The sequence below is a fragment of the Pseudomonas sp. NPDC090208 genome (assembly GCF_044746785.1).
GTDB lineage: Bacteria > Pseudomonadota > Gammaproteobacteria > Pseudomonadales > Pseudomonadaceae > Aquipseudomonas.
In genome coordinates this window covers 41,567-53,949 of the sequence record NZ_JBIVCU010000009.1, presented here as the reverse complement: position 1 = coordinate 53,949, position 12,383 = coordinate 41,567, and the positions used below count along the sequence as shown (strand labels likewise).

The following is a 12,383-nucleotide window of genomic DNA, read 5'->3' as shown; positions in this document are numbered from 1 at the left end:
TCAGTTGGTATCCATCATGCCGACCGGCTTTGGGTAATGCCGTTTCGTATTGGAGTACATAAAAATTTAACAGTAATTTGACGTCAGATAACTAAGTTATTGATTTGCCAATGGCTGGATATTTGACGTCAAATTATTTTCTTGCGTTTTTCAGGTCCTGCATTAACTTTATGCCAAACTATTGACCTCTATCGCGACATCCTAAACAATTGCTTGTGTAATGTCACATTGATATTTGATGAGATCGCGTATTTCTGCTGTGTGATCCCACGCCCTTCAGAACAGCCCGACGACGGTCTCTTTAAACGCCTTTTATACGATGCAGCAGTGGGTTCATTGCTGTGTTTCTGAACAAGTACGTTCTCGGGAAGTAACCAACATGCGTGTGCAAATTCTCTCTGCTGTACCCTTTGCTTTGACGGCGGCATTCGTACAGGCACAAACCTTGCCAGAGGCCATGCAGAAGGCGATGGACGTGCACCCAGAGGTGCAGGCAGGCGTGAATGCGCGCATTGCACAGGACTACGCGGTACGTGCGGCGAAGGGTGGCTACTTGCCACGTGTCGATGTTCTGGCGGGTTACGGCAGAGAGGGTTCGGACAACCCGACGACGCGCGCAAGCGGCAGCCATGACTGGCAGACTTTGAACCGCGGCGAGTCCAGCGTGCGGCTCTCGCAAATGCTGTTTGATGGCTTTGCCACAACTAACGAAGTTGGGCGTCAACAAGCCACCGCCAATTCTCGGGCGTATTCTTTGCTGAACACTTCCGAACGCACTGCGTTGACAGTTGCGCAAGTCTATATCGATGTATTGACGCAACGCGAGATGGTGCGTCTGGCAGAAGAAAACCTTAAAAGTCACGAACGTATCTACGACCAGATCAAGTTGCGCACCAGTCGCGGTGTTGGCCGCATGGCGGACATGGACCAGGCCGACGCGCGTCTGGCACAGGCACGTAACAACTTGATTACAGAACAGACCAACTTGGCGGATGCCCAGACCAACTATCTGAGTGCGGTCGGACAACTGCCTGATCAGCTGGAAAAACCGGCGCCGTTCGCCCTGATGCCGGCCGATCTGGAAGAAGCCCGCCGTCAAATGCTCGACAACAGCCCGGTGCTGCGCTCGGCCGAATCGGACATCGCCGCCGCCGAGAAGCAATACGAAGCCGCCAAGTCAACCTTCTACCCGCGTTTCGACGCCCAGTTGGGCCGCACCGCCGACAACAACATCGGCGGCGAAGAGGGCCACAACAATGGCTGGGAAGCCATGGTGCGCATGCAGTTCAACCTGTATGCCGGTGGCAGCAACAAGGCCGACCTGACTTCCAAGTCGTACCAGACCAGCCAGGCGCTGGACATCCGCAACAACGCCCTGCGTCAGCTCAACGAAGAACTCGGCCTGGCCTGGAACGCCTACAACAACGCCACCGCTCAGGTGCCGATTGCCCAGCAATACGTCGATCGCGCCACCAGCGTCCGTACGTCGTACCAGCAGCAATTCAGCCTCGGAGAGCGTACTCTGCTCGACCTGCTGGACAGCGAGAATGAACTGTTCACCGCCCAGCAGCGTCTGGTGCAGTTGCAGAGCCTGAAAACCTACACCCAATACCGTATTCAGGCCGACATTGGCACTCTGCTGAAAAGTCAGGGCGTCGTGGCACCGATGGCATCGGTTGTGCAAAACGATATAAAACCGACAGTAAAACTGCCGGGCATGAACTGATTTTTGACAGAATCAGTTTTTTCCAACTGTTAAAGAGAGTGTCAGCGTGGATTTGGAATTACCTTCTGCCCAACTGGGCCATGACCCGCGCAGCCAGCATGACGACCCGCTGCTCGATGGCCTGCTGACACTCTGTGCCCTGCATCACAAACCGGCGAGCCGGGCCATGTTGAGCACCGGCCTGCCGTTGCCCGACCAGCGCCTGACGCCCGATCTGCTGCCCCGCGCAGCGGCCCGGGCCGGTTTGCAAGGGCGCCTGCTGCAACGCAAGCTGGAACAGATCCCGACCATCGCGCTGCCGGCCATGCTCTTGCTCAAGGACGGTCGTTGCGCCGTGCTGTTGAGCTGGGAAGGCGACGTCGCGCGGGTGCTGATCAGTGAAAGTGACGGCGGTGAAGTACGGGTCGAGCGTGAAGCGCTGACCCAGGATTACAGCGGCCGGGTGTTCTTCGCCCAGCCGCAGCACAAGTTCGACATGACCAAGGGTCAGCTCATTCCGCGGGCGCGCTCCTGGTTCAAGGACACCCTCAAGCTGTCGCGCTGGCTGTACGCCGACGCGATTGCTGCAAGCCTGGTGATCAACCTGATCGCCCTGGCGGCGCCGCTGTTCGTGATGAACGTCTACGACCGCGTGGTGCCGAACCAGGCCACCGCGACCCTCTGGGTGCTCGCCATCGGTATCTGCGGTGCCTACCTGTTCGACCTGCTGCTCAAGGGCCTGCGCAGTCTGTGCCTGGACCTGGCCGGCAAGAAGACCGACCTGATCATCTCCGCGACCCTGTTCGAGCGCATCGTCGGCATGGCGATGAAGTTCCGCCCGGCGCGGGTCGGCAGCTATGCGCAGAACATCCATGAATTTCAGGGCATGCGCGACTTTCTCACGTCGCTGACCCTGACCAGTCTGATCGACCTGCCGTTCACCCTGATCATCCTGCTGGTGATCGCGCTGCTGGGCGGGCATCTGGTGTGGATTCCGATTGTCGCCTTCCCTCTGGCGCTGGGCATCGGCCACTTCCTGCAAAAACCGTTGACCGCCACCCTTGAGCGCACCATGGCGCTGGGTGCAGAGCGGCAGTCGAGCCTGATCGAAACCCTGGCCGGCCTCGACGCGGTCAAGGTCAACAACGCCGAGAGCGAGCGCCAGTACCACTGGGAGCAGACCATCGGCACCCTCAGCCGTCTGGAGCTGCGGGTCAAGATTCTGTCGGGCCTGGCGATGAACATCACCCTGCTGATCCAGCAACTCGCCGGCGTGGCGATGATCTGCTTCGGCGTGTACATGATCATTGACGGCAACCTCAGCATGGGCGGCCTGGTGGCCTGCTACATGCTCAGTGGCCGCGCCCTCGGTCCGCTGGCGCAATTGTCCGGTCTGCTGACCCGTTATCAGCAGGCCAAGGTGACCATGGTGTCCGTGGACCAGATGATGGAGCTGCCGCAGGAGCGCAATTTTGAAGAGCGCCCGCTGAGCCGTCAGGTGCTGCAAGGCGCCATGGAATTCCGCAACCTGGACTTCACCTACCCGAATCAGCAGAACCTGGCGCTGAAAAACATCAATCTGGTGATCCGCCCCGGCGAAAAGGTCGGCATCATCGGCCGCAGCGGCTCGGGCAAAAGCTCGCTGGCTAAACTGCTGGTCGGTCTGTATCAGCCGGATGAAGGCTCGTTGCTGGTCGATGGCGTGGACATTCGTCAGATCGACGTCAGCGAACTGCGCCACAACATCGGTTACGTGGCCCAGGACATCCAGCTGCTGGCCGGCAGCCTGCGCGACAACCTGGTGTCCGGCGCCCGTTACGTCGACGACCAGATGGTGCTGCAAGCCGCTGAACTGGCTGGCGTCCACGAATTCGCCCGCCTGCACCCGCAGGGTTACGAGCTGCAAGTCGGTGAGCGTGGGCAAAACCTCTCCGGCGGCCAGCGACAGAACGTCGCCCTGGCGCGCGCCTTGTTGCTCAACCCGCCGATCCTGCTGCTCGACGAACCGACCAGCGCCATGGACAACACCGGTGAAGAGCGCCTGAAACAGCGCCTGCAAGCCGTTATCGAGAAGAAAACCGTCGTGCTTGTGACACACCGTGCCTCGCTGCTTTCGCTGGTCGACCGCCTGCTGGTCATCGACCGTGGTCAGATTCTCGCCGACGGCCCGAAAGCTGCGGTCATGGAAGCGTTGAAGAAGGGGCAGATCAGTGTTGCTTAAATCGGGTCCAAATTCCGGCGGTGGCCTGTTTGGCTACTTCAAAGGCTCGCCGTCCCTCGACGGGCAGCCGATGCCCGAAGTCGAAAAGGCGCTGGTCGACGACGCGCCGCGTATCGTGCGGATCACCATCTGGGCGGTCATCCTGTTTTTCACCTTCCTGGTGCTGTGGGCCAACTTCGCGGTCATCGATGAAGTGACCAAGGGCGAGGGCAAGGCGATCCCGTCGTCCAGAGTGCAGAAAATCCAGAACCTGGAAGGCGGTATCGTCGCCGAGATCTATGCCCACGACGGCCAGATCGTTGAAGCCGGCGCGCCGCTGATCCGTCTCGACGACACCCGTTTTGCCTCCAACGTCGGCGAAACCGAAGCCGACCGCGTGGCGATGGAATTGCGCGTCGAGCGTTTGAGTGCGGAAGTCGACGACCGTCCGCTGAACATCAGCCCGGAAGCGCGCAAGTCGGCGCCAAACCAGGCGGCCAACGAAGAGTCGCTGTATCAGAGCCGCCGTCAGCAACTGGTCGATGAAATCGGCGGCTTGCAGCAGCAACTGATCCAGCGTCAGCAGGAACTGCGCGAGTTCGGCTCCAAGCAGGAGCAATACCGCAACAGCCTCAACCTGCTGCGTCAGGAAATCGGCATGTCCGAGCCGCTGGTCAAGCAGGGTGCGGTATCGCCGGTGGATATCCTGCGTCTGAAGCGTTCGGAGGTGGAAACCCGCGGCCAACTGGACGGCACCACGCTGGCGATTCCCCGCGCGCAGGCGGCCATCGCCGAAGTGCAGCGCAAGATCGACGAAACCCGTGGCAAGTTCCGCAGCGATGCGCTGACGCAACTGAACGAGGCCCGCACCAACCTGGCCAAGGCGCAATCCACCGCCAAGGGCCTGGAAGACCGGGTCAACCGCACCATGGTCACCTCGCCGGTACGTGGTGTCGTCAAGCAGATGCTGGTCAACACCGTGGGTGGCGTGATCCAGCCGGGCAGCGACATCGCCGAAGTGGTGCCGCTGGACGACACCCTGCTGGTCGAGGCTCGCATCCGTCCACAGGACATCGCCTTCCTGCACCCGGGTCAGGAAGCCATGATCAAGTTCACCGCCTATGACTACACCATTTACGGTGGCCTCAAGGGCAAGCTGGAACAGATCGGCGCCGACACCATTCAGGATGAAGAGAAGAAGAACACCTTCTACGTGATCAAGCTGCGCACCGATCGCAGCCATCTGGGCACCGATGAGCATCCGCTGCTGATCATCCCCGGCATGGTGGCCTCGGTGGACATCATCACCGGCAAGAAAAGCATCCTCAGCTACCTGCTCAAGCCCGTCCTGAAGGCCCGCGCCGAGGCACTGCACGAGCGTTGATCGCTACGCTGCCGACATCACCTGTGGGAGGGCGCCAACTGTCTTAAGCGTCCAACCCGGCAGTAGCGCGCTGACTGACACACCGCCATCGCGGGCAAGCGCGCTCCTACAGGTTTGGCGGCAATCCACAAAACGTGTGGCTGACAGCGATCCTGTGGGAGGGAGCTCTGCTCGCGAAAACGGACTGACAGACACTGCAAGGGTGACTGAACCGACGCATTCGCGAGCAGGGCTCCCTCCCACGGGGATTGCGTGTTCCCCGATGACGCAAAAACCATCACCGATTTCGATACACAACCCCTCCCCATCACGCCCGTCAATTCATCCTTATGGATAGTAGCCTTGTGACATATTTCACCCGTAATTTATCTGCCCCGCGCATTAAAGATCCGCGGCAAAGCAGCGATACGGTGAAATGAAGCTGTCGTCTACGCGTTATTAATCACAAGAAGCTCTTGATCGTTTTCCGCCCGGAAAACGGATCTTTCCTGCATATAAAGGAAATCGTCGTGACGTTGAATCTACGCAGCAAGGTCATTCTCCTTGCGATCATCCCGAGCCTGCTGCTCGCCGCGGTGATCAGTTGCATCACCTGGGTGGTCCTGCAGAAACTGGCCACCGACGAAGTCGAACAGACCCGCGCGACCCTGCTTGAGGAGCGCAAACTGTCGCTGCAGCACTACCAGGAAATCGGTGAGGCGGCGATCAAGTCGATCTACGAAGCCTCGGCGCCCGGCGACATGGAAGCCCGCGACCGCGCGGTGAAAGTGCTCAAGACCCTGCTCTACGACAAGGCCAGCTACTTCTTCGGTTACAACTCGTCCTATGTGCGAGTGTTCTGGGCCGACAAGGACGTGGACATCGGCAAGAACTTCTCCGATGCCAAGGACGCCAACGGCGTCTACGTGATCCGTGGTCTGGTGGACAAGGCCAAGGACGGCACGCACTTCTTCCGCTACGACTGGACCACGCCCGGCAGCGACAAGCCGATTCCGAAACTGGGCTACACCACCTACCTGCAGAAATGGGACCTGGCCTTCGGCACTCAGGTGAACCTCGACGACATCGACCGCCAGGTGGCGGAGATCGCCGCGTCGACCCAGAGCCGCATCGGTTCTTCGGCCGCGCTGATCGTGGCGATTGCTGCCGTGGTGCTGATCCTCGTTGCGCTGGTCGGCGTGTTCTTCGGCAACGGGCTGGTCAAACCGGTTCTGGCGATCAAACAGAACCTCGATGACATCGCCGCCGGTGACGGCGACCTGACCCGGCGCCTGCCGGTCAGCAGCGGTGACGAACTCGGCGCGCTGGCGAAGTCCTTCAACCAGTTCGTCGAGAAGATCCATGGGCTGGTGCGGCAGATCGCCGAAATGACCGGCCAGCTCAACGGTCTGGTCGGCGACATGTCGTCCCAGGCCAGACGCTCCGAGCAGGCCATGGGCCGTCAGCGTCAGGAAACCGATCAGGTGGCGACCGCCATCCATGAAATGTCCTCGGCGGCCCATCAGGTGTCGATCAGCGCGCAGGGTGCTTCGCAGGCCGCGCGCCAGACCAGCGACGTCGGCCAGGATGCGCGGACCGTAGTGAACAAGAGCATCGACAGCATTCATGCGCTGATCGGCGAAATCGGCGAGAGCAGTTCATCACTGGATACGCTGCGTCAGAACGTGCAGTCGATTGCTTCGGTGGTGGACGTGATCCGTTCGGTGGCCGAACAGACCAACCTGCTGGCCCTCAACGCCGCCATCGAAGCGGCGCGGGCCGGGGATGCCGGACGCGGGTTTGCCGTGGTGGCCGATGAGGTGCGCGCGCTCGCCAGCCGCACCCAGCAGAGCACTCAGGAAATTCACGACATGATCAACGCGCTGCAACGCGGCGCCGAAGAGGCCGTGGTCGCCATGAGCCGCTCCAGCGACACCGGCAAGACCACCGGCGAGCTGGCCAACGAAGCCGGCAGTTCGCTGGATGCCATCGGCCAGTTGATCGAGACCATCAACGACATGAACGCGCAGATCGCCAGTGCCTCGGAAGAGCAGACCGCCGTCGCCGAAGAGATCAGCCGCAGCATGACCCAGATCGCCCAGGCCGTGGACAGCGTGGCCGACGACGCCCAGAGCGGCGCGCAGACCGCGCACAGCCTGACCGAACTGGGGGATCGTCTGGGTGGGTTGGTGAAACAGTTCAGGATTTGAAGCGAATACGGCGCACGATGGGGCGCCGTCATGACCCTGTGGGAGCGAATTCATTCGCGATGCGATAGCACAGACGATGCATCTCTATCGTCTGTAACGGCCTCTCGCGAATGAATTCGCTCCCACAGGTTCGATGCAGGATTGAGCCTAACGCCCGCGCTTGCTATCGATGCGCACCAGCTTCCCGCCCTCGAAACGCAGGTACTGATACATCCCGCTGTTCGGCCCGTAGATCCACTCCTGAACCTGCACCTGATCGACCTGGCGGAAGTGGTTGACGGTTTCCTTGTAGCCGACGATTTCCTGGCTGATCGGTGTTCCACATTTCTGCTGCACTTCGAACATGCGATCGCCAGCGCTGATCAACTGGCTGCCGCAGCGCAGGGTGTCGGCCTGAGCCAGGCTGCTCGACGCGGCCAGGGCCAGCACCAGCGCGGTTTGTGCTAACACGCTTTTCAAGATCGTTACTCACTGTCCAGATGCAGGGGGCTGATGACGCGTCCGTCTTTTTCCGGCTGACCGATGGTGGCGTCGACGAAGTACACCCGATCATCCTCCAGTTGCCCCTTGTCGACCAGATAGTCCTTGATGCTGCTGGCGCGGGACTGGCCGAGCTGACGCAGCAGCAGGGCGCTGGAACTCCAGGATTTGAGCACCGCCTGACGCAATTGGTTCTGCCGCTCTTCCTTGCCCAGATCGACCCACTCCGGCGGTGGTTGCTGCTTGAGTCGGGTGCGATAGATGCCGTCCAGCATCGGGCCTTTTTCGTCGTCCGGCACCATCAGGTCGCTGGCCTGAGCCGGCACCTTGTCGCCACGGCGCTGCAGGATCTTGTAGTAGGTGCTCTGGTATTCACGCTCCAGCCGCTGCTGGGCAATCAGCGGGCCGTCGCTGGCTTCGGCGCTGGTGCCTTCGATTTCCAGACGCAGGCCGGGGCGTTTTTTCAGCGCTTCGGCGAGTTTGTCCAGCGAACCCTGTGCTTCAGGGCTCAGCTCGTCGGAGCCGGGGGAGAAAGACACCGTGCCGAGGTCTTCGGCGCCGCTACCGTTGAGCAGCCCGCCAATGAGTTTGAATGGCGCGGCGGCGGCCTTGACGATCAGGTTGCGCAGGGTCTGCCAGACGATGGGCATGACGCTGAATTGCGGATTGTTCAGGTCGCCCGACACCGGCAGCTCGATGGAAATCTTGCCGTCGACGTCCTTGAGCAGGGCGATGGCCAGTTTCAGCGGCAGATTGACGGCGTCCGGACTGTCGACCTTTTCACCCAGTTGCAGCTGCTCGACCACCACCTTGTTTTCGGCTTTCAACTGGCCCTTGGTGATCAGGTAATGCAGGTCCAGATTCAGCCGGCCCTTGCGGATGCGGTAGCCGGCGAACTTGCCGGAGTAGGGCGTCAGCGTGGTCAGCTCGACGCGCTTGAAGCTGGTGGCGATGTCCAGACTCGCCAGCGGGTCGAACGGGTTGAGCGAGCCCTTGATGGTCACCGGCGCATAGCGGTCGACCTTGCCGTTGATGTTCACCGGTGCTGGCTTGTTCTGCTGGTTGTCGATGGTGCCGATCTGGCCGTTCAGTTGTTGAATGGCGGTGGCGAAGTTCGGCGTCAGGCTGTTGTCGGCAAAGTTGGCCGAGCCATTGCGGATATTGATCTCGCCGATGCGGATGGCCATGGGCTTGTCGCCGCTGGCCGCTGCCGGTTTGCTTTTTGCTGCCGGTTTGCTGTCGGCGGGTTTGCTGCCAGCCGCCTTGCCGCCGTCCTCGGGCTGCGCCACCAGCAGGTCGTTGATGTTGGTGGTGCGGTCCTCGGCAATGATGAAACGCGCGTAGGGCTGATCAAGATTGACCGAGGCAATGCTCAGGCTGTTGCCCAGCTGAAAGTTGATGCCGTCGACGTTGACGCGCTGCCATTTGACGAAGTCCCGCGACTTGAGCGTGTCGAGGGTGTGCAACTGATCGACCTGCGCCTTGCCGGTGATCCCCAGCGCCAGCGGCTCGGTGCTTTTCAGGTCCACTGCCAGATCGCTGTTGAGCATGCCGCTGCGCACTTCCAGGCGAATGAACGGCGTGACATAGGACTGGGCGATACGCAGATCGATGTCGCGGGTGGTGACATCGAGTTTGGCCCGCACCGGCGCCAGATTGACCTCGCCGGCAGCGGTGAGCTTGCCCTGTTTGCCCAGACCGGTGTCGAGCTTGAGGGTGAAAGGCGATTTGTTCAGGCTGTCGAAGTTGTTCAGGTCCAGATTGAGCGGGCCGACTTCCAGCGCCACCGGCTCCTTCGGCACCTTGTCCGCGAGATGGATGCGGTAGTCGCGCAGCTGGGTGTCGCGCAGCAGCACCTGCCAGGGTTTGCTCGGCGCTGCGGGCGCCGCGGCGGTGGTTTCGCTGCCGCTGGCGGTGGCCGGTTGTTTCTTCTCGGCCTCGACCTTTTTCTGCTCGTTTTTCGAAGGCTGGCTGGCAAACAACTTCTGCCAGTCGAGTTGGCCATCGGACTCTCGCGCTGCCCAGGTTTCCAGACCCTGGCTGCGGATCTTGCCCACGGTGACCAGCTGTTTGGCGAGGTCTATCGACGTCTCGCTGACTTCCAGCGTCTTCAGGCGCACCAGTGGCCGGCCATCCGGCGCATCGATGGCGAACGGCGCGACCTTGATCGAGGTCTTGTCCAGCAGCAGCTCGGTTTCCTTGGCCAGACTCAGCTTGTAGTGCGTTTCGAGACTGAGCACGCCATCTTTCAGCGCCAGCGGCAGGGCGTCGCGCACGTACGGCCACCACAGCTTCATCTTGCCGTCGGTGACTTTCAGGGTGCCTTCGGAGGTGATGGGTACCAGGCTGATCCGGCCGACCCAGTCGATCTGACCGCCATTCGGGCCGGCGGCGACCAGGGTCATGTCGGCATTGTCTTCGGGCAGGGTGCTGAGGTTCTTCAGCTCGAAGTTGAGGGCGTCGTAGAGAAATTCGATGGGCTCGCTGGGGCGCAGATCCTGAAAGTGCACGTAGCCGTCGGCCAGTTTGATCTCGTCGATACGCAGCGGAAACGGTTTGCTCGGCGGCTCGTCAGGCTTGGCGGGTTCGATGGGCGGCAGCTTGAACAACCCGGCCAGATTCAGCGTGCCGTCCTTGGAAAACAGCAGCTCGGTCTTCGGTTTGTCCAGCTCCACGGCCTTCAGGTGCAGGGCCTTGGTCCACAGGCTGTCGATTTCGAGGTCGGCGAACAGCCGCTCGAAGCCGATCTGTTCCTTGCCGGGTGCGCCAATGGAAAGCCCCCACAGCGTGACTTTCAGGTTGTAGGGGTTGAGTTCCAGGCGTTCCAGTTTCGCCGGCACGGTGGCGTAGTTCGCCAGTTGTTGGTTAATCACCCGCAACGCAACGCCCGGCAGGATCAGAAACCCCAGCAAGCTGTAGATTGCGAAGACGGCCAGCAAGGCGCCGATGGCGCGTTTCAATCCTTTGGGCATGTAGGTCGCCGACTCTCGATATGAGGTGCCTTTGAGTATGGCACGCCAATCTGGTTCCAGAGCCGCGTCCTCAATGCCTGTAGGAAATTTCTCTGCTGATCACAGCTGCAAGATCAAGGTCTTGAGCGGTGGTTGCTGGTCCATTGACGGAAAATCGACGCCGGGCGTGAGCACCTGACAGTCCCGCACCGGACGGCCGATCTTGCTCGCACAGCGCAGCACTTGCTCGCGCCAGTCGGCCATGTTGACCTTCGCCAGGTTGTTGCAGCAGATCAGCACGCCGTCGTCGGCAGTGGTCAGCAGCGCCGGCTTGAGCAGGCTCTGATAGTCGCGCAGCAGGTCGACGGTGCCGAACGCACTCTTGGCCCAGGCCGGCGGGTCGAGCAACACCAGGTCGTACTGACGCTGTTCCAGGCGCACGTACGACGGCAGTTTCTGACCCCGGCGCGAAGCTACCGGCAGGCCGGCCAACTGGCGGATTGCCGGAAAGTAATCGGACTGGATGAACTGCATTGGCTGCAGTTGCGGATTGAGCGCGCCGTTCTCGCGGCCCACCGCCAGATTGCCTTCGGCGAAGTCGAGGTTGCACACCTCGCGGGCGCCCCCGGCAGCGGCACTCAAGCCCACGCCGCAGGTGTAGGCGAACAGGTTGAGCACGCTCTTGCCTTTGGCGTGCTGTTTGACCCAGCCACGGGCATTGCGCAGGTCGAGGAACAACAGCGGGTCTTGCCCGGCATGGCGCCCGCGCACGCGGTAATTCAGACCCCATTCATGGCCGACCAGATCTTCCAGCGCGGCGTCGTCGGCCTTGTAGATCGGGTCGTTGCGGTCGACCCGCGAGTTGCCCTGGGAGCGGTCGTTGTAGACCAGCATCAGGTCCAGACCGAGACGGGCGTTGACGGCGGCATGCACGGCCAGCAGCGCGTCGCGGTCCAGCGTCTGATGAAAGCTCTGTACCAGCAGTTGCGGACCGTAGCGGTCGACGGTCAGACCGCTGGCGCCTTCCTGACTGCCGTGGAACAGGCGATAGCAATCGGTGCCCTGGGCGTGCAGCTCGGCGAGCAGGGATTGACGGTTATCGAGGGCGACGCTGAGCGCCTGATTCAACGAAGACATGCACGGCGCCTTGGAGCAGGAATGAGGCGCGCAATTCTAGCAGCAACCGCCGCCCATGTAGGAGCTGGCTTGTCCTGCGACCGGCTGCCGTGTACTCGACCTCTGTGGGAGCGAATTCATTCGCGAGACGTCGGCACGGGCGACACATGTGTGTCGGCTGTACCGGCCTCTCGCGAATGAATTCGCTCCCACGGTTTTATCCGTGTCCGGCAGGCCCGACCGCCACTTCCTGAACCTTCCCTGAAGCCCCGCGCAATAGTCCCGGCAGGGGCTCTGATGGCGGTTTACTCTCATGGCAGGCCGGGCGTATTCTGCGCCCGTTTTCAACCCATACGGA

The 12,383-nt window shown here is 61.2% G+C and carries 7 protein-coding genes and 1 pseudogene; 5 read left to right on the top strand and 3 right to left on the bottom strand.

All coding sequences use genetic code 11. The features are described 5' to 3' along the window. The first annotated feature begins 379 nt into the window (after positions 1-379). The 5 genes and pseudogenes from ACIPL0_RS16255 (at position 380) to ACIPL0_RS16235 (ending at position 7,478) form a co-directional block, all read left to right on the top strand. Positions 380-1,726 carry a TolC family outer membrane protein gene (locus ACIPL0_RS16255; RefSeq protein WP_400597680.1) on the top strand — a complete coding sequence of 449 codons (1,347 nt, stop codon included), beginning with the start codon at positions 380-382 and terminating at the stop codon, positions 1,724-1,726. A gap of 46 nt (positions 1,727-1,772) precedes the next feature. Then, positions 1,773-3,926: a type I secretion system permease/ATPase gene (locus ACIPL0_RS16250; RefSeq protein ID WP_400597681.1), complete on the top strand. Its 2,154-nt coding sequence runs from the start codon at positions 1,773-1,775 to the stop codon at positions 3,924-3,926. Next, complete coding sequence (locus ACIPL0_RS16245) at positions 3,916-5,289, top strand: HlyD family type I secretion periplasmic adaptor subunit (protein ID WP_400597683.1); 1,374 nt, start codon at positions 3,916-3,918, stop codon at positions 5,287-5,289. The genes ACIPL0_RS16250 and ACIPL0_RS16245 overlap by 11 nt, the downstream gene beginning before the upstream one ends. Positions 5,290-5,798: 509 nt before the next feature. Next, positions 5,799-6,620 (top strand): annotated as a pseudogene (locus ACIPL0_RS16240) (cache domain-containing protein); the annotation flags it as partial. Between the two features lie 36 nt (positions 6,621-6,656). Then, entirely contained in the window at positions 6,657-7,478 is an 822-nt protein-coding gene (locus tag ACIPL0_RS16235) for a methyl-accepting chemotaxis protein (RefSeq protein ID WP_400731561.1), read from the top strand. A gap of 147 nt (positions 7,479-7,625) precedes the next feature. On the opposite strand, the gene ACIPL0_RS16230 is transcribed toward ACIPL0_RS16235, so the two are convergent. The 3 genes from ACIPL0_RS16230 to ACIPL0_RS16220 all read right to left on the bottom strand — a co-directional run bounded on the left by ACIPL0_RS16230 (position 7,626) and on the right by ACIPL0_RS16220 (position 12,046). Then, positions 7,626-7,928 carry a DUF2845 domain-containing protein gene (locus ACIPL0_RS16230; protein ID WP_400597760.1) on the bottom strand — a complete coding sequence of 101 codons (303 nt, stop codon included), beginning with the start codon at positions 7,926-7,928 and terminating at the stop codon, positions 7,626-7,628. Between the two features lie 14 nt (positions 7,929-7,942). Continuing rightward, positions 7,943-10,930 carry a DUF748 domain-containing protein gene (locus ACIPL0_RS16225; protein ID WP_400597685.1) on the bottom strand — a complete coding sequence of 996 codons (2,988 nt, stop codon included), beginning with the start codon at positions 10,928-10,930 and terminating at the stop codon, positions 7,943-7,945. 99 nt (positions 10,931-11,029) lie between these two features. After that, positions 11,030-12,046: a class I SAM-dependent rRNA methyltransferase gene (locus ACIPL0_RS16220; RefSeq protein WP_400597687.1), complete on the bottom strand. Its 1,017-nt coding sequence runs from the start codon at positions 12,044-12,046 to the stop codon at positions 11,030-11,032. Between the last annotated feature and the right edge of the window lie 337 nt (positions 12,047-12,383).